This window comes from Streptomyces sp. NPDC088354 (assembly GCF_044753585.1).
Taxonomy (GTDB): domain Bacteria; phylum Actinomycetota; class Actinomycetes; order Streptomycetales; family Streptomycetaceae; genus Actinacidiphila.
The window spans coordinates 60,100-81,386 of sequence record NZ_JBIVNJ010000025.1 but is presented as its reverse complement, the minus strand read 5'-3'; the positions used below and the strand labels follow the sequence as shown (position 1 = coordinate 81,386).

The following is a 21,287-nucleotide window of genomic DNA, read 5'->3' as shown; positions in this document are numbered from 1 at the left end:
TCAGGGTGAAAGGTACGGCGCGATCGCTGCAGCGGTCAGCCCGTCCGCCAGATACCCCTTCAAGCCATGGAAGCCCAGCACCCCGGTTTCGGTCACACCATGCGTGTCGACCGGAAACATGCCGCCGAGCTCGGGCGGCAACGCCACCAAGTCACCTGCATCCGCTATGTTCACCCACCGGCGCACGCCCGCCGGCCGCGTGCCCCGCCCGTGGCGCGGCTCCGGCTCCAGCTTCCGCGCGAGTCCTGGCAAGCCTAGCGGCGAGCCCAGCGTCACCAGCAACTCCACGCCCAGCTCCGGATAGGCGTGGAGCGCTTCCCAGGCGACTACCGACCCGAGCGAATGGGCCACCACCACCTGGGGCCGGTGTCGCTTGATAGCGTCCGCCACGACAGCGCGTGCCGCCCGTCGGCGCTCAGGACGAGAGGTATAGGCGTCCGTGTCCCGCAGGAAGGCCACGATCACCCGCTCGATGCGGTCCATAAGACTCTGACGCGCCCGCGACCCCACCCCGCTTCCTTGGCGCTCCCTTGCCAACCATCCCAGCCCCTGCCGCACCGGAGCCAGCCACCCGGCCTGCATCTCCGTGGGCTCAGGTACCCCCGCCAGAAGCAGCCACTCCCATGCTTCCAGAAGCTGCTCCTCCGACAAGTCTTCCAACCTGTCCGCACCTCGGCTGGCCTGCACCTCCAGAGGCTCGTTCGTCAACAAGTGCGCGTAATAGGCCATTGCGACTTCCGGTACCGGCACATGCGGCAGGCGTGCCCTCGCCAAGCCTCGCTCGAGGACCTCCTGATACTCCGCGCTCTTCGCCGCTGCCGCATCCTCAGGCGTCTTACCGGAAATTAGATTCCAGATGCCGTGCACCAGTACTACTGCAGCCAACAGTCCGCTCCCTTCGACACTGCCCGGGCCACCACCCGGCTCAACGCCATTCAGCTGTACCCAACTCTGCACCAGAACTTGGCATGCCGACCCCGGGTCACGATCTTCCCGTTGGCTCACATCGGCGGCGTAGGCGGCCCAGTCCCCGGCGGATGCCTGCCGCCCATTGGGCGGCGACCTTGATGTGGACGCCGAGCATGTGGGCGAGGATCGTGCCGGGGAGTTCGGTCGCGAGAGTGAATAGTGCGGTGGAGCGGTTCTGTCTGGGCCGGATCCCGATCTTGTGGAGACGGATGCCGATCTGGCTGTCGGCGAGGGGAGCCCTGAATGTCCGCCCGGGAACAGCCAGAGGACTCCTCCGGGGTTCCGATCTTGGCCTTGCCGCGGCGGGTCGCAACGAGCTCGCGGACCAGGCTGGCCAGCGGCGCGGGGAGGACGACCGGCGAGGTGCCTAACGTGATGGAGACCGGTGTCGTTGTTGAAGTGGACGTCACCGACGGCGAGTTGGCTGATGATGGCGATCTTCCGCGCGTAGAGGATCAGCACCAGCACCGCGGCGCGGCCCAGAGCCGGCAGGGTGTCGTCGTCGTTGAGGAGGGGCGGGCGTCGTCCCAGCGCTCCTCGCTGTCGACGGTGCTGAGCGGCCGGTCCAGCGGACGGTGCCGTGGGCCAGGCCGTTCGCATGCCGGTGAGGCCTACCTCGATCCGGCCTCAGAGGCCGGACGCAAACGCCTGGTACGGCAGCCCCGCCAAAGTCGGACGCGATGCCGCAGGCAACCCGCTCCCCGCAGCGGCTAGAACGGCGAACTGGCGCGCAGGTTCCGACCCCAGCACGCTCAGAAATCTGCGAATCCGCGCGCTTCCGACCGGGCGATCTCCAAGGTCCGCGCGCTGGAGTCCGGACACGCCGGTGTCGAGCGTCGCCTGGCCCAGCTCGGCGCCCGCCCCCGAGTTCCCCGCGAGCCCGGCAGCCAGTGGATAGCCGAGGCCCTGGCCACCATCGGAGCCACCCGGCTGCGGCACTCCGGCAACCACCGCTACGCCCTGGCCATCGGCCCGCGCACCCAGCGCACCCAGCGCCCTGAGATCCGCGGCACCGTGCTGCCGTACCCGAAGCCCTACGCCGAGGCCTTCACGGGCCGGTGAAGTTCTTCCTGGGCAGCCACATGCCGCACTGGCTCGGTGAGCTGGACGTGTCGCTGTGCATCAACCGCAACCGGCTGGTCAGGCGCAAAACCTTCCCGCGGGCCCGCGCCCCGTGGGCCCTAGACAGCGGCGCCTTCACCGAGTTGAAGGAGCACGGCCGCTGGCGCATCACCGCTGCCGAGAACGCCGCCGAAGTCCGCCGCTACCGCGACGCCATCGGGCAGCTGGTGTGGGCCGGTCCGCAGGACTGGATGTGCGAGCCGTGGGTGATCTTCGGAAGGAACCGCCACCTGGCGCCTGGGCACCGCGACCGGTTCGAGGGCACGCGCCTGGCGCGCGGCCTCGGACCGGACGACCCGGAGCAGGACCTCACCGCTGCGGTCCGCTTCCACCAGGAGCAGACCGTCGCGAACTTCCTGGAACTGAAGGAGATCGCTCCGGACCTGCCGATCATGCCGGTGGTCCAGGGGGTGGACCCTGGCCGACTACGAGCACTGCCTGCGCCTGTACCGGCAAGCCGGGATCGACCTGGCCGGTGAACCCATCGTCGGAGTCGGCTCGGTGTGCCGCCGGCAGGCCACGGCCGAAGTCGGCGCCATCATGACCACCCTCGCCGACCGCGGGCTGAGGCTCCACGGCTACGGCGTCAAAGCCCACGGCATCGCCGCCTACGGACACCTGCTCGTCTCCTCCGACTCCCTCGCATGGAGCACCGGAGCTCGGTACGGCAAACGGCTGCCCGGCTGCACCCACCGGGCCGCCAAATGCCAGAACTGCCCCCGCTACGCCCTCCAGTGGCGCAGCCGGATCGTCACCACTGACCCCGGCTGGCGCCAACTCGCCCTCACAGAGGCCCTCGACATACAGGCATGACCCCAGCAAGGAGACCCCCAATGCCCCAACGAGAGTGCCGCCGAGGCCGCTCGCGGCTGATCCCCTTCACGTGCCGCCGCGGCGTCGGCCACCGCGGACCCTGCAGTCCCTTCACCTATCCCCCGCAGCCGCCTGCCGATCCGACGGCGCACGCCGCGCTGCTCGCCATGAGCCGCAGCATCCCGCCGGCAGCTCAGCCCGACGACCACACGTCCGCCTATGCCGACCCTCACCACCACGGAGACGACATGCCCCGCCGCTGCACCCTTCCTCCCTCGGACTGTCAACTCGACACCGGCCACCCCGGTCCCTGCAGCCCCTTCCCCCAGCGCTCGTTCCTCGTCCCGCACGCTCCGCTGATCATTCACGTCTGGCTGCACCGGCCCACCGGCGCCGTCGGCGTCTCCCACATCTGGCGACTCCCCCAGGGCTGGCCCACGGCAGGACACGGAAGCCGGCTGATGGAGCCCACACACCCGCTGCCCTACCGGCGGGAGGATCCCTGGTCACCCCGCACCCCCGGCGACATCGAGGAGGTCCTGCAGGCCCTCGGGTGGATGACGATCTCCCGGGCCGCGGCCGCACGCACGCTGACCGGGAAGTTCACAGGGCCACGCCCCGAGTGGGGCGTGGGCATCATTCATTCCGCCGAGCCCGATGACGTCACCTGGCTCGTGTCTGAGTTCGAGGCGGTGGCCTTTGCTGTACGCCAGCCCACCCAGGGTTCCGCCCGCTCCGCTGCCACGCCGCACAGTGGACGTCCCCTGATCCGGCACACCAGCTACGGCCGCGTCCTGGTGCTATGCCCGGCCGGCCACCTGGTGCAGTCCGTGCGAGCCACGGATTGGACGGGATCCGCACTGTCCGCACGCTGTGCCGACCCGGACTTCACGGTCGACTGCGCCGGCGGCAGGACGTGACCGCGGCCGGGTGTTCACGTTGGCCGGTTCAGGTTCTGAAGTTGACACTCATCGCGGAAGCGTGCATCATTACAAGTGTCGGTCGCGGGAGCGGCAGACAAAATGATGGCCGGCAGGAACACCTCGAGAGGTGTCGGCCGCGGGCGGCAACCCCGACCGAACGTCCTACCGACCATCGGTACTCCAGCCCACCAAAGGAAGGAGTACCTCCAGTGTACGGGCCCTCGACCCGTGCCAGCAGCCCGTCCCACCAGACCCTGCGGAGGTCCCACGACATGGCCAAGCAGCCCAACCCCGAAACCCGCACCTTCAACGGCCGCGTCGTGGTCAACCGCGACTGGATGGCCGAGCAGACCGGTGCCAGCCGTGCCACGGTCAATCTCTGGTACACCAAGCGGGCCGAGCAGCCCGAGGAAGCGCGCCACCCGGAGAAGGCCGTGACGATCGAGCGCGTCGACTTCTATGACCAGGAGGAGTTCGAGCGGTTCTACGCGGCGCACCAGGAGCGCAAGAAGGCGAAGGTGCTGCCCAGCGACACGGCCCTGTACGAGGGCGACGTCGACGACGTGCTCTCCATCAACCAGGCTGCCGAGCTTCTCGGCTTCACCGACGCCGGCGCCATCCGCAAGTACCTGAGCATGGACACCGGGTACTTCCCCCAGCCCGTCGGGACCGTCGTCAGCCCCAGCGGCCGCCGACAGATCGCTGCCTTCCGCCGCGGCGACCTGCAGGACTTCGACCGCCGCCGGACCGGCGACGGCACCGGCGCAGCCGGCCGACCCACAGGACCTCAGCCGCGCGAGCGCAAGCCCGAGACCGTGGAGCGCGTCGAGACCGCCGTGGCCTACCTGCGGGAACACGGCTATCAGCGCGGCGTAGGCGCCAAGCTCGCTGTCATCCACGGTGAGCCGGCCTGGAAGTGGGAGCGCATCGTCAAGGAGGCTCGTCAGCACCTGGAGTCCGGAACCGAGTCCTGATCCCGCAAGGCGACACCAGGACTCGGTGCGGCACCCCGATCTGTCACCCAGTGGCCCGCAGACTGCCTGCGGGCCACTTGCCTTTGCACACGCCGCCGGTACTGCCTCCCGGCTTTGCGCACTCCGCTGATCTGACTGCGCAGCGCCCTGTGTGTTCCTGCGCAGTGGGCGGTGCGCAGCGACGTCCCCCGTGCCGATACCGACGGCGGGACCTGCGCGTCCGAGCGATTGCGCAATCACTCGGTGAGTGTGCTGTGCATCGCCGGTGAGCAGCTTTCTGGGCCCGGTGCCGAACGGCTCGGCAGTGTCGGCACTTCTGCACTGAAGACGCGGTGCCCGGCTCGCCAGTGATGCTCCGGGCTCTTCGGGTCCTCGAAAAAAGACCCGGTGCTGCCGGCGATGGCGGCCGGACAGTCCCACACCGGATCCACAACTGCCCGGCCGTTGGAACACGGTGAGTGGCCGCGCAGCCCTTGTGACCTGCAGTGGTGAGCAAAGTCGTCGCAGCTCACCGGCTATTCGGCGCTACTCACCGACTACTCACCGAAACGACTGATGCCGAACTGTAATTTTTGACCCCCCAATTCGGTGAGCGAATCGGTGAGTGGTCCCGGGCTTCATGGAGGACGTCCCCCCGTCTCCACCATGGGAGCCCTCGCATGACCACAGACGTCCGACAGCCGCCACCGTCCACCGCCGCGTCCGCAGCCCTACATACGCCACGCCTGTCGTTGTGCAGCTTGCGCACCACCCGCCGGGGGGTGTCGCTGGCCCGGATCGGGGTGTGGGCGGCCCTGGCCGCCGGCCCACTGGCCCTCCTGACGAACTGCGCAACGCCCCACACGAGCAGAGCAGTTGCGCAGCCGAAGGCCCCCGTCCCGTCTGCGGTGCGCATCGCTGATCCGGGCGGTGTGGCCGCCCTGTTCACGGATCTGTGGCTGCGCAGCGGCAGCACCGATGACCAGAGCGGCACTGCGCAGGCGGTGCGTGCGCTCGCGCCCACCGTTGCTCTCCCGCAGCGGTCCGGCAAACCGGCCGGGCTGGTGCTGCAGCGCACGGTGGCGGTGCGCAGTGTCGAACTCGGTGGCGACAGCTGGTCCGTGGTCGTGGCCGCGCAGTTCGCCTCCGCTGGTGCTCAGAGAGCGTCGACAACGCCGGCCGTGCGGCTGAGTTCGGTGCGGTACTTCGCCGTGCCTGTTCTGTCGGCCGACCGCAGCGACGGGGCGGGCGCGTTCACGGTGACCGCGCCGCCGGCGGAAGTCGCCGGACCCGCGTCGGCTCCGGTGCCGGAGTCGACTCTTTCCCGTCCGCTGCCGACCAGCGGGCCGGTCGCACGCTCGCTGGCGGAGTTCTTCGCCGCCTACCTGACCGGCGTCGGTGAAGTCGACCGGTACCTGTCGCCAGGGACAGCGCTGGCCGCCGTACGCGGCACCGGGTACCGGTCGGTGACTGTCGACCAGGTCGACGCGGACAGCGACAGCGCTGACGGCGTTGTCCCGAAGGCCGGCCGGCGTGTGACGGTGCGGGCGCAGGTCACCGCGACGGATCCGGCCGGAGATCAGTGGCCGCTGTCGTACGTGCTGTCCCTGACCGCCCGCGGCGGACGGTGGGAGGTCACCGCCCTGGAGGCCGGAGCACCGCCCAAGGCGACGCACGTGCAGACGACGTCCGGCGCAGGTACGACCGCGACCGGCGGTGAGGGCCGATGACCACCACGGGCACGCTGATGGCGGGGAAGTTCGCCGACGTCGGTAACTCGCTGATCAATCTGGTGGGCAGTTGGGCCGAGCGGTCCTTGCCGATCGTCCTCACTGTCATCGTCGTGGTCACTGCCGCCCGGAAGTTCTCCGTGAAGGCCGCGGTCGGCGCGCTGATCGGGCTGGCGCTGTGCATGGGCCTGTACGCCTCTCGTGACGTGCTGTCCGATGCGTTCACCGACGAGATCAACAACCCGTCCAAGGGTGTTGGCGTCATCGAGCGGACCGTCACCGACCTGCCCGCACCGCCGCCCTCCGGGGCGGCGGGTGTGACGGGCGGGGTGCTGTGAGCGCCGCGGCGGAGCGGGACCAGGTCGCCCGTGTCTACACCTCGGCGCGGCGGCATCCGTGGGTGCTGGGCAAGTTGGGCGACTTCACCTTGCCGTTCGGCCCCTATACGCCGGCGCAGCTGGCGGTCATGGCCGGCGGCGCGCTCGTGCTGATCAGGACGTTCTCCTGGTGGTCGTGGCTCGGGCCGCTGCCGGTCGTGGCGTGGGGCGTGGCGATCTGGGCGGCCCGGGGGACGAAGATCGCGGGTCGGTCTCCGGTGGCGGCCGCCGTGGGCTGGCTGATGCTGCTGGCCGCGCCCGCGGCCGGGCGGATCGGCGGTCGTGCTGCGCGCGACCGTGGCCCTCACCGCCTGAGCGGGGCGTTCGTCATCGAGGACGCGCCCACTGCGTCAGCCGGGCCTCGCCGTCGGGCGAAGCGCCGCCGGTCCGCCTTTTCCGCAAGCCCCGCTCCGGCCCGCCCGGTCAGCGGCCTGGCCCAACTGCTCCACGACACCAACCCGACGCTCGGAGGCATGTGATGAGGATTCCGTTCCGGCACATCGCCGGGCACCTGGTGTGGTCCACCTCCGGCGCGGTCTGGGCGGTCTGGCGGGTGGGGCCGATGGGTGGCCGTTATGTGCCGGCTCGTGTGCGGGACGAGGTGCTGGGGCGGGTGACGGGGCTGGTGCGGTCGCTGGCCGGGTCCCCGCGGCTGTTCGGCCTGGCGGCACAAGTCGATCCGGGGGAGATCGCCGAGCAGATGGTGAGCGGTCTGGACTGGCAGCGCCTCCCGGCGTGGCGGGAGACCGCGGCTGCGTCGCTGGAGCTGCTGGCCGGGCAGGAGATGCACCGCCGCACCTTGTGGTTGGCGGTCCCGCTGTCTGCGCCGGGCCGGACGTATGACCTGTCGGCGACGGTCCAGGCGATGTGGTCCGAGCTCGCGACCGTGAGCGGTCTGCCTCCGGCGCCGGTCCCGGAGGCTGAGGTCACCGAGTACACCGAGCAGGCCGGCCGGGTGCAGGCCGCTCTCGGTGGCGGCCTGTCGCTGCGGCCCGCGTCGCCGGCGGAGATCGTGTGGATGGTTCAGCACGCTCTGCACCGCGGCCTGGACGAACCGCTGCTCGCCGACGCCGAGGCCTCCGTGCTGTACGGCGGTTCGGTGCGGGACGGGCGGCTTCGTTCCCCGTCCTACGCCGACCTCGGGCAGGTCCGTCTCGCCGAAGGCGGCCGTCCCTCACTGAGCGAGTCCGCCGACGGCGCGAACAAGGCCTCCCGTCGGAACGAGGGGACCGGGGGACGCCCGTGGTGGAAGCGTGACGAGGCCGCGTCCCCGTTGGTACGGCGGTGGCTGCAGGTCGAGTGCGAGGCCGGCACCGGTTATCAGGCCCACCTCGCGCTCGCTGAGCTGCCACCCAGCCGCGCGGTCGACACCTCGGATGTCCTGGCCCAGTTGGAAGGTCTGGACTTCCCCGTCGACTTCATCGTCGACCTGCAGATCGTGCCCGCCGACAAGGCCCGGCAGCAGGTACAGCGCAAGAAGCGCGAGCTGCTGGACCAAGCCGAGCAGTACGGCGCGCAGCCCACCGGAATGCCGCACTCTCTGCCGCACGCGGCCGGTGACCTGGCCGAGGAGGACGCCCGGCTCTCGCGCAGCGGTGTCGAGGTCGAGGTGCAGTCGGTCACGGTGCTGACCGTGTGGAGCGAGGATGCGGTGGTGTGCGACGCCCGCGCCCGCGCGCTGGCGGCGGTGCTGTCGGGGGCGGACTACCGGGCGATCCGCCCGCACGGCATGCAGGAGAACCTGTTCACCCTCGGGCTGCCCGGCGCGGCCCGGCCTGCGGTGGTGCGGGAATTCACCCAGCACCAGCTGTCGCAGGACTGGGCTGCTGCCGGTGCCTTCACGTCGATGTCCGTGGGCGATCCGACAGGACTGATGGTTGGCGTCGATCTGGACTGCGGAACGATCCGGCCGGTGCTGCTCAACATCGCCGACGCACCGCAGCGCAACGCCAGTGCCTCCCTGGGCATTGTCGGCGACCTGGGCGCCGGCAAGAGCGTCGTGGAAAAGCTCCTCACCTCGTCCGTGGTGGACCGGGGCGGGCGGGCGATCGTCATCGACCGGACCCCGGTCCGCGAGTGGGCCGGCTTCGGCCGGTCCGCCGCCGGGGATCGCTGCCAGGTCATCGACGCGGCGAAGGCGGAGTTGTCGATCGACCCGTTGCGGGTGTTCGGCGGCCGGACCGGCGCACACTACGCCCTCAGCTATCTCACCCTGCAGCTGGGGGTGGGTCCGATGACCGCGGCCGGCGCCGTCCTCCACCACGCCGTCGAGCAGGCCGCCGCCAACCGGAAGCCGTCCATGAGCCGTGTCCTGGACGTCCTCACCTCCCTGGCCGGCGACGACCAGGTGCCCGGCACCCGGCGGGACGCGGCCGCCACCGTGGCCGACCTGGTCGGCATCGTCGCGGGCAACCCCCTCGCCGCGATGGTGTTCGACTCGGGCCTGCCGCCGGTATCCCTCGATGGCGACCTCGGCTCCGACATGGTCGTGGTCACCACCGCCGGGCTCACGCTCCCCCCGAAAGAGGCCTTCGGCAGCATCGACGTACTGCGGCAGCAGCCCTTGGAGGCCCTGATCGGCCGGGCAGTGCTGTATCTGATCGCCGCTCTGGCCCGGCAGGCCGCGTTCACCGACCCGGGCCGGTTCTGCACGGTGGCCCTGGACGAGTGCTACTGGCTCACCTCGAGCGCGGAGGGCTCCGCGCTGGTCTCCGAGATCCTCCACGACGGCCGCAAGCACGGCGCCGGCGTCATCCTCGGCGCCCACGACGTCGACGAGCTCGGCCCCGACGCAGGCCTGCTCGCCTACAAACTGCTCGCCCGCACCAGCGACCACGCCCGGGCCGCCAAGGGCCTGACGTTCCTCGGCCTCGACCACGAGTCCGAGGACCTGATCCGGCTGGTCACCACCGGCCTGTCGCCGGTCGGACAGCCCGGCCGGGAGGGCGAGATGCTGCTGCGCGACCCGCGCATGAACGTCGGACGCATCAAAGTCCACGTACCGCCGGTGCCACGGATCCAGGAGGCCATCTTCACCACCCCGGGAGCCCATCAGGGCGAGACAGCACGCGTCGGAAGCGTGCCCACGTTCAAGGGGGCGTCCGTATGAGCCTGCGCACTCGTGGAGACCTGCGCCTGGTTCTGTGCGCCGTGACCGGCCTCGCACTCGCGCTCTGCATCGCAGTCGCCTGGGTGCTGCCCCGGTCGGTGACAGCTTCGGCTACCGGCCCGGCGCCGGGGTCGACACCCTCAGCCGCGGCAACCGCCGACAGCAGCCCGTGCGACCTGATCGTCGGACCCGCCCGCGCCTACTGCGCTACTCCTGGGCGGGAGGCCACTGATCCCGCTGCGCTGGCCGACCGGGTGTCGAGTCGGGCTCAGGGGTTGTGGCTGGTCGGGTTCTCCACGGCCGCGCTCACGGCCGCCATCGGTCTGATCGTCACCGCCGGCGGGAGGGGACGATGAAGCGTTGGGATCGTGGCACGCTCCGTTCAGCCGGGTTTGTGGCCTTGCTGGTCGTGGTGTTCCTGACGGTGAACACATCCGTTGCCTCGGCCGCCGACCACGCGGCAACCGCCGGCGGTGGTCTGCTGGCGCCGCTGGACGTGACGACCTCAGAGGGCGCGCCCTTGAGTGCCTATGAGTTGCGGGCCGACGGCGGCGACATCACCGACGTCACCAGCCAGTTCCAGACCCTCATCCTGGGTGGGCTGTTCTCCCTGGTGAGGCTGCTGGTGGGGCTGGCGTGCTGGCTGATCGGCGTCGCGTTCCAGTTCCCGCTGCTGACTGCGATGCTCCGGCCCGCCCAGGCCGTCTCCGACGCGTATGCCACCCATGTGGTCGGGGCGATCGGTCTGGAAGGCGTGCTGCTGTCGTGGGCGTTCGTGTTCGGGCTGGTCCTGGTCGCGCGCGGCAAGGTCGGGCGGGGCCTGGGAGAGATCGTCCTGACGCTGGTGATCGCTGCGCTGGCCGCGTCCGCGTTCGTGCGGCCGGACTACCTCCTGGCCAAGGACGGCCCGTTGGATGAAACCCATCAGGCCGCCGTCGAGCTCGCGGCCATCACCAGCAACTCCTACTTCGGCAACACCCCTGCCAGCGGGCCGGGCAGCCCCGCGTGCGACCGCGTGGACCGCCCCGCACCGGCCAGCTGTGCCGGCCCGGCAGTCGGCGACGGAGATGACGTGGCGAAGTCGGTGCAGGACGCGCTGACGAACGCCCTGGTCGTCAAGCCGTATGAGCTGCTCCAGTACGGGCGGCTGCTCGACGACGGCAAGCCGGAGAACAAGGCCGCCTACGCCGCCCACCTGACGATGGTCAAAGGTGCCGGCGAGGCCGACAAGAACGAGACCAGCCCCTGCGACACCATCCCGGGGCCGGCCAAGGACTACTGCAACGGGACCGCGACCTCACCGCTGGACCCGGGACCCTCGGATCCGAAGTTCGCCGCGCTCCTGGACGACCTGGATGCGGCCGGTGACGTCGGCAAGCAGGCCGCGGACTACGCCCGGACACCGTCCTGGGACCGGATCGGCGGGGTCCTGCTGCTGGGCGTCGCTGCGGTGGTCGTCACGGCCATGGCGGCTTCGCTCGCGCTGATCCTGCTGGGCACCCAGGCCGCCGATGTCGCTGCCGCCGCTGTCGGTGCGGTCACGTTCATCTGGGGCATGCTGCCCGGCCCGTCCCGTATGGCCGTGTGGCGGTGGATCGGCACGTTCCTGGCCTCGGTGATGGTCATGTTCACCACCGCCATGACCATCCCCTTGTTCGGTATCGGCATCGACGCCCTGCTCACCTCCAGCAACAGCACCTCCATAATCGAACGGCTCCTGCTGCTCGACGCGTTCGCGATCGCTGCCCTGCTCTTCCACCGACGGGTGCAGTCCGCCACCGCCCAGTTCGGTCAGCGCCTCGCCCTGCGGATGCGGTACTCCAAGGTCGGCGGCACCCACCTGCCCGGCGACAGCTCCGAGCTCGGCGCCGCGATCGGCGCCCACCTGTCCAGCAACAGCGGAGGCGGGCTGCGTCTCGGGAACGGTGGCGGGCTGTCCGGCGCCCACGGCGCACTTCTGCTGCGCCAACGATTCCTGTCCAACGCCCTGGCGATGACGGACACCACGGGCACGCCCGTCGACGGCAGCCGAATGACCACCGACGCACTGGCCGAGGCCCGCCGCGGGCTGGCCCCGATCGGCATGGCCGTCACCGCGGCCACGCTCGGTCTGCGCGGCGCCTACACCACGCTCGTCGGCCGCCGCCCCGACGACGAAGCACTGCAGCGAATGCGGCGTCCCGTCGGGCCCGACGTGCAGGACGGCGAAGGGAACACGATCCAGCCGGGCGAAGCCCCGGTGGTCAACCGGCACACCGGGGAGCTCTTCCACGACCCGGACACGGACCGGACGCTGCTGAGCACCCGCGTCCACAACCGGGCGGTCCGCTTCCGCGGCTACCGCATCGCCCGACGCGGTGCGCTCATCGCCCATGGAGCGACCCTCGGCCTCCCGCGCAGTGTCTCCGAAGGCCGCCGGCACGCCACCGACTTCACACGCGACGCGATGCACCAGCTGCAGGTGACCCGGGGACGTGTCAGCGAGAGCGCCGATGACTGGACAGCCGTGAGACGCGACGTCCAGCGGGGAACCGCGCACCTCGGGCAACGCCTGGCCACCGCCATCGACGTCCACGACCCGGCAACCCGAGCCCAGGCCTTCGTCCGCGACGCCGCCGTCGGCGGCTGGCTCCTCGGCGCCGGCAGCGAGCGCCGAGCGGCGGATCCACGGGAGCCTGGGCCGACCGTGTCCCACCCGGACCATGGGCCGGGAGCGGACCGGCGCCGGGTGTTCGACGCCCTGATGGAGGCTCAGCGCACCGACTGGCAATGGGACCGCGACCACGGCAGTGCATCGTGAAGGGCGTACGGCGGTGCTGCTGGCTGATCGCGTTGATGATGGCGGCCGCGGTGTGCTGCGCCGGGCCGGTCGGCGCGACCCTGGCTGCCGGGATCAGTCAGACGGCCGTGTCCGGTGGCATCGCCGCGGTGACGGGCATCCCGGCCCGGATGCTCACCGCGATCGTCCAGGGGGCCGTGTCGGTGCACGAGACGTCGCCCGGGTGCCGGGGGATGCGCTGGCAGATCCTGGCCGGCGTCGCCACCATCGAGTCGGACAACGCCGCCGGCCACACCATCAGCCCGGGCGGGGACATCACCCCGCGCATCCTGGGGCCGCGCCTGGACGGCTCCGGCGCGGGCGGCAACACCACCGCGATCCGCGACACCGACCACGGCCGGTGGGACGGCGACGCCCAGTTCGACCGGGCCGTGGGTCCGTTCCAGTTTCTGCCCGCCACCTTCGCCACGGTCGGACGGGACGGCAACGGCGACGGGCGCATCGACCCGCACAACGCCGGCGACGCTTCGCTCGCGGCCGCAACGTACCTGTGCGGGAACGGCCGCGACCTCACAGACGAGGACCAGCTGCGGGCGGCAGTGTTCTCCTACAACCACTCCACCGCCTACGTCACCGACGTCCTGGGCGCGATCCGCCGCTACGACGCCACTGGCTCCACAGCCGGCACCGGGCTCGGGCCCGGAGCGACCGGGGACGCCCGAACCGTTATCGCATCCGCCCTCCGGCAACAGGGCGTCCGGTACTCATGGGGCGGCGGCAACGCGGGCGGCCCCTCCCCCGGCATCTGCTGCTCCCCCGGCCAGCGCCAGGACGGCCGCCAGGTCATCGGCTTCGACTGCTCCGGGCTGACCTTGTACGCCTACGCACAGGTCGGAGTGCGCCTGCCACGCCTCGCCCAGGACCAGGCCTCGGTGGGCCGCCGCATCCCGGCCTCCGCCGGATACGCCGCCCTGCGACCGGGCGACCTCGTCTTCTACGGCCCCGACCCGAACAGCAACGCCGGCATCCACCACGTCGGGATCTACCTCGGCAACGGACAAATGATCAACGCCCCGAAACCAGGAACCAAGGTCCGGATCGACCCGCTCACCGCCCTGCCCGACTACGCCGGAGGAGCCCGAATACTATGACCGCTCCTTTATGGCACCGGCTGTCGGGATCCGCTCTGCTCGCCATCGCAGTGGTCCTGGCCGCCAGCGGCACCAGCATGATCCTCCTTGCGCTGCCCGAGGAAACGGAGCCGCCCTCCGCAGGGTCCTCACCGAGCCCCACCCCGGCTGCTGCCGACAGCGCCGTCCATCGTGAGAGCTCCGCTCCGGGCCCCAGTCGACGCGTCAACCCCGGCCGCCTGGCCACCGCCACGGCCGCCGCGGTCGGACCCCGGGCACGGTTGCCGACCGGCGGGCTGGTCACCGCGACGCCCACCACGATGGACGCGCCGCCGCTTGGCGCGGGACCGGCCGCGGACCACCTCATACAGGAGGGCTTGGACCAGGCCGAACCCTCTGGCCTCAGCCTGCCCGCCGACACAGCAGCCCGCGCGGTCGCGATCGGCCGGGCGGTGTGGACCGCTGATGCCACCGGTGTCGGCCGCGAACGGTGGCCGGACTACTTCACCGACTCCGCCCCGGCCGCCGCCTACACCCGCTTCCGCATCCAGGCCGCCGCCGCACACCGCGATCGCTCCCAGGGCGTCGTGGTGCGGCTGGTGTGGGCCGGCGCCGACCCGGCCGGAACCTTCCTCGAACAGCGCACCGCCACCGTCCGCCTCATCCGGAAAGGAACGTCATGGACCCCCGCACAGTAAATCTCGCCTCCAGCCCTTGGTGGAGCATCGCCTTCGCACTGATCATCTGGACCTGGCACGCAGGGGTGTGGCTGGTGGACAACGCGTGGTGGCTGGCACTGATCGCCGCCCTGGTGTGGGCCGGTTGGGAGGCGGTACGGCATCACTTGGCCGAAGCCGCGCTCAAGCAGCGGATGTTCGTCGAGCTGGTGCCCTCGGGACAGTTCGAGACGAACGAGGAGGAGATCCTGCGGTTCGGCGCCCAGCTGATCCGGGCTGCCTCTGCCGGCAAGTGGTGGGCCCCCCGCCACGCCCGCACCGTACGGATCCGGCTGCGGGCCGACGGCAGCAAACCGCTCACCTACCGGGTGGAAGGCCCGGCCTCAGCTCAACACCTGCTGCAGCAGACCCCCTACACCCGGGTACAGGCCGAGCCGGCTCGGCCGGTGGCGTACAAGAAGAGCAAGCACACCGTGCGGGCGGTGTTCGCCCTGCACGGCACGGCGAGCTCGAAGCTGCGGGAGGTCCCGCTCCAGCCGGATCCGCTGCAACCGCTGATAGACGCAGTCGCCGATCTAAGGTCCGACCTCGGGGACCTCGCCGAGGTGTGCCTGGACCTGTCACCCGCCTCGAAGTGGGGAATCAAGAGCCGCCGCTGGCACGTGGTCCACGCGTCCCGGCAGCGGGCGCGGCAGGAGGCCCAGCGCGAGGCGCGATGGATGGCCCAGGACTCCGCTGCGTTGGAGGACTCGTGGGGCTGGCAGCTGACCCAACTGCTGACCCCGCCTGATCAACGCGGCAACCGACGACTCATGCGGATGCCGCGACCACCGCGAATCGACCGGGAAAAGGCACTCGGCAAGCTGATGGAGGACACCGGCCTGGTCCGGGTGCAGTTGCTGGTGCGGTGCTCCTCGGACCAAACCGGCCGTGCCGAGCGGCGGCTACGGCACATCGAGGCCGCGCTGGATGTGTTCGCGGCCCGGACCAGGTTGTCGTCAGTGGGCTGGTCGTGGGGACCGGTGCGGTTCGGTCCGGACTCCTGGCCGTGGCGGCCGCGGTTCGACCGCCGCTGGGCCAGCGGCCTGATCCGGCCCGGCCGGGACTCCTGGGTTCGCATCGAGGAACTCGCCGGTCTCCTCAAGCCCCCGACGATGCACACACGGCTGCCGCTGATGGCCGGTGACATCCCCACGTACGTAACGCATTCGTCGCTGCTGCCCCAGGGCTGGCACCGGGGCCCGGACGGCACATCGCGGCTGCTGGCCACCCGGGAGTCGGACACGCTGTTCGAGGTACAGGTCGGCAAGGCCGGCTGGGGCAAAACCACCAGGGCCCTGGTCCAGGCCGTCGCCGTCGCCCACAGCGGGGGCGGGCTGGCGTTCATCGACCCGCACCGCGACTCCTGGGCCACCGTCGCCCCCTACCTCGCCCACGACACGATCATGGAACGGACGTGGCTGTTCGACCTCACCGTCCGCGAGCCCACGGACCGGCTGGCGTCCTGGAACCCGCTCAGCATGACCAGCGGCGCTGTGACACACGAAGTGACGGCTGCCGTCGTCGACGCCTTCGCCACCAGTCTCGGGTGGGGCGATGCCAACGCCCCGCGCGCCATCACCATCCTGACCAAGGCAGTGGAAGCACTGGTCGCGGTCAACGCCAAGGCCGTCGCCGAAAGCAAGGCAGGCTGCCAGGCCACCGTGTTCCAGATCCGCACCCTGCTGACGGACGCCACCTTCCGGGCTCTGGTGCTCGCCCGCCTCGACAAGGACGCCCAGCAGTGGTGGACCACCTCGTTCCCCGCGATCCCCGCCGACGCCCTACCCACCGTCCTCAACCCCATCGACCGCCTCGCCGCCTCCCCCGTCATCAAAGCGTTCCTCGGCTCCCCGACCGGCAGCTACGACATGCGCCGCGCCATGGACCAATCCAAGGTCGTGTGGATCTGCCCCACCGGTACTGGCCCGACCGACCGACTGCTGACCTCCATGATCGTCCGTGACATGCTCCGGGCCGGCCTGTCCCGCCGCGACCTGCCGGAAAAGCAACGCACCCCGTTCCGGCTGTACCTGGACGAACTGATCTCCCTGGACGGCTCCGCCTCCACATCACTGGCAGAAATCACCGAACAGCTCCGCAAGTTCGGGATCCGGATGCACGGCATGACCCAACTCCTGCACCGCATCAGCCCCGACGTACGGACCGCGCTCCTGCAGAACGCCTCGACGCTGTCGACCACCGCCGGATCGACAGAGGCCGTCCGCCACATCACCGATGAGTGGGGCGACCAGGTCAGCCCCGCCGACGCCGCCGAGCTCGGCCGATACCAGCACTGGGCGTCCTTCACCGTCGGCGGCACACGAGTCGGACCGCTGCGAATCCGCGGCCCCGAACTCAGCGAAGTCTTCGGTGACCTGGCACAAGGAAACGGGACCGAGTCCCTCCAGAACTCCGCCGACGCCAACACCAAGGCCAAGCCACTCCCGGAACTCACCACCGTCGCCTCGACCCATGAAGACGCCATCCGCGCGTTCCTCACCCTTCCCGGCACGGCCCCCGAGCCAGGAACGAACACCGGTCAATCCTCCCCCTCCCAGCCGACTGCCGGCGCAACCCGAGAAGGACAATTCGCATGACCACCGACGCCGACCTCTACACCGACCCGCCCCTCCAGGAAGAAGCCGAAGCGGACTTCCAACCCAATGCGGAAGACTCCCCGGCCCATCGAACCCTGGCTCTGCTGGCCCAGCACCGCCTGGCCACCACCTCGCAACTGCACCAACTGGTGATGCCCAACGGGACCCGCCAGGCCGCCTCCCAGGTACTGAACTCACTACGGGAAGAAAAGCTGATCTCGTTCAGCGTGCTGCCCCGCAGCAGCGGCTCCCGCGCCTGGTACCTCACCACACGCGGAGCTCGCGTGGTCACCGGGTGGCCAGAGCTGCGCGGCCGCACCGTCCAGCCGCCCTCGAACGGGACCGAGGCCAATCTGCGGGCTGCACACACCCTCACCGCTCTACGTACACACCTGGCATTCCTCACCGATGCCCGAGTACGTGGGGACGAGTACGGTCCGCTGGACTGGGTTCCCGAAGTCGCACACCGGCTGCCGGACACCGGCGGCGAGGACAAGCTGATCGCCGACTCTGTCATGCACTACACCGCGACGGCCCCCAGGCGCCTGCAGTACCGCGCCTTCATCGAGGTCGACCGGGCCACCATGAGCAGCGAGCGCCTCTCGCGAAAGCTGATCTCCTACGCCCGGTTCCACGACTACACCCCAATGGCTCCCGGACGCCGGGGCACAGTCGCCGACCAGACAACGATGCTGGCGTGGCAACGGTTCTATCCCCGCTTCCCGCGGGTGCTGTTCGTCCTCACCGGCGCCGCACCGGACATCCTGCAACGGCGGATCAACGACCTGCGCGCAATGGTCGCAGTGCACTCCTTGGTCACGCAGCTCGCCTCCCAAGTCCCATTGGGAGCCGCAGTGCTGGAGGACCTCGAACAGTACGGGGCATCGGGGCCGGTGTGGACACCACTGGCGGGGCCGGCCGACCGCCGGTCGTGGATGGAGCTGTGAGCCCCGCGCAGGGAGCAGTTCACCTAATTCACTTCAGATGCGGGAAGCACGTCCGCCCAGCGTCGGCAGAGGCATTCACAGTCACTCGCCTCTGACAGACTGACCCATTGACATCCTCCCCGCCCTAATGGGCTGGGATTTCTGGCTCACGTTGGCTGGGGACCAGCGGTCCGTCAGCTCTTACACGATCGGCACCAGCCGGGTTGAGACCAGCCCGGACCAGCATCACGCGCGCGGAGTTCTTGTCCCTGGAGGACACGACTTTGCACGCGGTGCAGGTGTAGGTACGTTCCGAAAGAGGCAGTGCGTGCTTGGTTCTCGCTCCGCACGACGCGCAGTCCATGGTGGTGTGCGCGGGATGCACCAGGCGGACGTCCCGCCCGTGCTTGCGGCCCATCTCGACCAGCGCCGCCTTCGTGGCCCCGATCGCGGCATCAGCCGCCTTACGGGCCATGCCGGACTTCGCCAGGAACTTCGGCCGGAAGTCCTCGACCGCAATCGCATCGTGGTCACGGACGACGCGCTTGGCCCACTTGCGGCCATTGTCCTGCCGTTGCCTGGCGATCTTCTTGGACACCTTCGCCGCGGCCCGGCGGGCCCTGCGATAACCGCCGCTGTCGGGCTTGCCCTTCGGGGTACGCCGACGAGCCATCATCTTCTGGTAGCGGGCAAGTTTCGCCGCGGCACTCTTCCCGTGCTGGGCGTGGGGCAGGTCGTGGACGTCGCTGGTCGTGGTCGCAGTCTCACGCACGCCCCAGTCGATACCGATCACCGCGCCGGTAGCAGGCAGCGGCTCCAGGGCAGTGGCCACGACGAAGGAGGCGTACCAGTGGCCGAGGCTGTCCCGGTACACCCGCACCGACGTCGGGGCGGCAGGCAGGTCACGCGACCACACCACCGTCAGCACGATGCCGCCCGCCAGATGCAGGCGCCCGTTCTTGAGCCTAAAACCCCGGGTCGTGTAGTTCAGCGACGGAGCCGCATCGCGCTTGCGCTTGACGCGGGGCATCCCCGCCCGCTGCCCCATCGGCAGCCGCGCCGCGATGTCCTTCAACGCCTTGGCACGAGCCTTGCCGAAGTCCCGGATCGTCTGCTGCTGCGCAACCGAACTGCCGCCCCGCAGCCACGCCATCGACCGCCGCGCCCCGGTCAGCATCCTGTCCAGCTGTGCGGGGCCGCACGTGACCTTCCGCCCGGAGGCCCGGTTCAGGGCGTGGACCTTGCGGGACACCGCCACGCACTCGTTCCACACCCACCGGCACCGCGCCCACTCCGCCTCCAGACCGGCCCGCGCCGTGGACGACACCCGCAGCCGAAAGGTGTACCGGGCATGCCCGGACCCCTCCTCTGACACGGCTGTCGTCGTCATGCCACGGAACGTAACAGCCCCCACTGACAACGAAAGAGAGCGCAGGTCAGAACAGATACGCAAACCACTCCGCCGCTTCGCGGCTCCGATCCGAGGACCCATTCCTCCCCGGCCTGAAGGCCGGGGCCTCCTGGGAGAAATCAGGTGAACTGGGGCAGCGACCGGCCACACAAACCCGGTCTTGGGACCATCCCTGCAGGTGCAGGCAGCAGTTCACATAGTTCGCCACGGACACAAGGAGCAAGTCAGCCCATCGGCCACACGCCTGTGCACGGACGCCTGTCCTCTCCAGTTGCTCCAGACAGACCGGAGACATTCAGACACTCACCTCTGACAGACTGGCCTGATGAACCAGCGACACCTAAGTCAAGGAATTGCAAAGCGACTCCAAACCCGCAGGTGACAAAGTTCTTCCCGCGCAGGCGGGGGTGGTCCGGACGCGGGGTGCACCGGCAGCGATGCCGAGGTGTTCTTCCCGCGCAGGCGGGGGTGGTCCGCCCACGAAGTACATCAAGCTGCCGCGCGACTAGTTCTTCCCGCGCAGGCGGGGGTGGTCCACCACTTCGCCGTTCGCATCTCGGCCGTGGGTCGTTCTTCCCGCGCAGGCGGGGGTGGTCCGCGGACGCGAGTGGGAACGCGGTCGCGGAAACCGTTCTTCCCGCGCAGGCGGGGGTGGTCCGCCCTTCGGGGCGTCCCGCAGCGCGTAGACCCGGTTCTTCCCGCGCAGGCGGGGGTGGTCCGTAGCCCAGGGCCGCGCCAATCAGCAGCGTGGAGTCCTTCCCGCGCGAGCGGGGGTGGTCCGCTGGTGGGGAGGATCCGGGGGGCGATCGTGCGGTCCTTCCCGCGCGAGCGGGGCTGGTCCGGCCCTGTCCGGGGTCACAGGGAGGGCCTGGGAGTCCTTCCCGCGCGAGCGGGGCTGGTCCGGCCGGGAACGTTTTGCCGATCCAGCGGATTCCGTCCTTCCCGCGCGAGCGGGGGTGGTCCGAGGTTGTAGATCTGTCCCGGCACGCCCCGGATGTCCTTCCCGGGCGAGCGGGGGTGGTCCGGCCGGAGACTGGTGGCGCGGACAGAACTTCGGGTCCTTCCCGCGCGAGCGGGGGTGGTCCGTTCCGTCAGGCGTACGGCCTCACCCTCGACGCGTCCTTCCCGCGCGAGCGGGGGTGGTCCGTGGGACGTGTCCGAGAAGGACGCGTGGACGCCGTCCTTCCCGCGCGAGCGGGGGTGGTCCGTGTTCACGCCGCTCGCCTTGGGTAGCCAAACCGTTCTTCCCGCGCAGGCGGGGGTGGTCCGGACGCTGTTGGTCCGCCGAGCGATGACTGGGGGTTCTTCCCGCGCAGGCGGGGGTGGTCCGATCCCGGGCTCCGACCAGGCCGCGGACTCCACGTTCTTCCCGCGCAGGCGGCGGTGGTCCGTAACCGCGTCGGTCGCCTTGATGGCCTCAATGGTTCTTCTCGCGCAGGCGGGGGTGGTCCGGTGTTCAAGGGTGCCGGCTTCGGCAAGGTCTAGTTCTTCCCGCGCAGGCGGGGGTGGTCCGGCGATGTTGAAGACGATGTTCGCCACGGTGCCGTTCTTCCCGCGCAGGCGGGGGTGGTCCGAAGGGCCTGTCCGCGGACCTGATCTCCCAGATGTTCTTCCCGCGCGAGCGGGGGTGGTCCGTTCCTCCCGGGAGCCTGACCGTGTTCCTCCCCGTCCTTCCCGCGCGAGCGGGGGTGGTCCGTAGCCGCACTGGGCCGGCTGCTCCCCGGTGCGG

Annotated in this window: 15 protein-coding genes and 1 CRISPR repeat array (1 of these 16 running past the window's edge); of the genes, 13 read left to right on the top strand and 2 right to left on the bottom strand. The window is 70.3% G+C overall.

Annotated elements, in window-relative coordinates:
- Positions 1-885 (bottom strand): hypothetical protein, encoded by an 885-nt coding sequence (locus ACIP98_RS29115; protein WP_401978772.1) that lies wholly within the window; start codon positions 883-885, stop codon positions 1-3.
- Positions 886-2,027: 1,142 nt separating this feature from the next.
- Between ACIP98_RS29115 and ACIP98_RS29110 the strand changes: the two genes are divergently transcribed.
- From ACIP98_RS29110 to ACIP98_RS29050, 13 genes are all read left to right on the top strand, one after another.
- Positions 2,028-2,570 carry a hypothetical protein gene (locus ACIP98_RS29110; RefSeq protein WP_401978770.1) on the top strand — a complete coding sequence of 181 codons (543 nt, stop codon included), beginning with the start codon at positions 2,028-2,030 and terminating at the stop codon, positions 2,568-2,570.
- Between the two features lie 61 nt (positions 2,571-2,631).
- Entirely contained in the window at positions 2,632-2,904 is a 273-nt protein-coding gene (locus ACIP98_RS29105) for a hypothetical protein (protein ID WP_401978768.1), read from the top strand.
- Positions 2,905-2,924: 20 nt separating this feature from the next.
- Positions 2,925-3,824 carry a hypothetical protein gene (locus ACIP98_RS29100; RefSeq protein WP_401978767.1) on the top strand — a complete coding sequence of 300 codons (900 nt, stop codon included), beginning with the start codon at positions 2,925-2,927 and terminating at the stop codon, positions 3,822-3,824.
- A gap of 275 nt (positions 3,825-4,099) precedes the next feature.
- Positions 4,100-4,801 carry a hypothetical protein gene (locus ACIP98_RS29095; RefSeq protein ID WP_401978765.1) on the top strand — a complete coding sequence of 234 codons (702 nt, stop codon included), beginning with the start codon at positions 4,100-4,102 and terminating at the stop codon, positions 4,799-4,801.
- Positions 4,802-5,688: 887 nt separating this feature from the next.
- Positions 5,689-6,510, top strand: coding sequence for a conjugal transfer protein (locus ACIP98_RS29090; protein WP_401978764.1), 822 nt, complete (start codon positions 5,689-5,691; stop codon positions 6,508-6,510).
- Positions 6,507-6,848, top strand: a complete 342-nt coding sequence (locus ACIP98_RS29085) for a hypothetical protein (RefSeq protein ID WP_401978763.1) — start codon at positions 6,507-6,509, stop codon at positions 6,846-6,848. The genes ACIP98_RS29090 and ACIP98_RS29085 overlap by 4 nt, the downstream gene beginning before the upstream one ends.
- Complete coding sequence (locus ACIP98_RS29080; RefSeq protein ID WP_401978762.1) at positions 6,845-7,366, top strand: hypothetical protein; 522 nt, start codon at positions 6,845-6,847, stop codon at positions 7,364-7,366. Before ACIP98_RS29085 ends, ACIP98_RS29080 begins: the two co-directional genes overlap by 4 nt.
- Positions 7,366-9,996: an ATP-binding protein gene (locus tag ACIP98_RS29075; protein WP_401978760.1), complete on the top strand. Its 2,631-nt coding sequence runs from the start codon at positions 7,366-7,368 to the stop codon at positions 9,994-9,996. Before ACIP98_RS29080 ends, ACIP98_RS29075 begins: the two co-directional genes overlap by 1 nt.
- Positions 9,997-10,420: 424 nt before the next feature.
- Complete coding sequence (locus tag ACIP98_RS29070; protein ID WP_401978758.1) at positions 10,421-12,796, top strand: hypothetical protein; 2,376 nt, start codon at positions 10,421-10,423, stop codon at positions 12,794-12,796.
- A complete protein-coding gene (locus ACIP98_RS29065; protein WP_401978756.1) occupies positions 12,766-13,926 on the top strand; it encodes an NlpC/P60 family protein in 1,161 nt (386 codons plus the stop codon). The genes ACIP98_RS29070 and ACIP98_RS29065 overlap by 31 nt, the downstream gene beginning before the upstream one ends.
- Positions 13,923-14,603, top strand: coding sequence for a hypothetical protein (locus ACIP98_RS29060; RefSeq protein ID WP_401978755.1), 681 nt, complete (start codon positions 13,923-13,925; stop codon positions 14,601-14,603). The genes ACIP98_RS29065 and ACIP98_RS29060 overlap by 4 nt, the downstream gene beginning before the upstream one ends.
- Positions 14,585-17,221 (top strand): ATP/GTP-binding protein, encoded by a 2,637-nt coding sequence (locus ACIP98_RS29055; protein ID WP_401978753.1) that lies wholly within the window; start codon positions 14,585-14,587, stop codon positions 17,219-17,221. The genes ACIP98_RS29060 and ACIP98_RS29055 overlap by 19 nt, the downstream gene beginning before the upstream one ends.
- The gene (locus ACIP98_RS29050) at positions 17,218-18,168 is read left to right on the top strand and encodes a replication-relaxation family protein (protein WP_401978751.1); all 951 of its coding nucleotides are present in this window, start codon (positions 17,218-17,220) and stop codon (positions 18,166-18,168) included. The genes ACIP98_RS29055 and ACIP98_RS29050 overlap by 4 nt, the downstream gene beginning before the upstream one ends.
- A gap of 124 nt (positions 18,169-18,292) precedes the next feature.
- Here the strand turns inward: ACIP98_RS29050 and ACIP98_RS29045 are convergent, their stop codons facing one another.
- Complete coding sequence (locus ACIP98_RS29045) at positions 18,293-19,537, bottom strand: RNA-guided endonuclease InsQ/TnpB family protein (RefSeq protein WP_401978750.1); 1,245 nt, start codon at positions 19,535-19,537, stop codon at positions 18,293-18,295.
- A 407-nt stretch (positions 19,538-19,944) separates the two neighbouring features.
- Positions 19,945-21,287: a CRISPR direct-repeat array (repeat unit 29 nt; unit sequence GTCCTTCCCGCGCGAGCGGGGGTGGTCCG) (it continues 1,143 nt past the right edge of the window).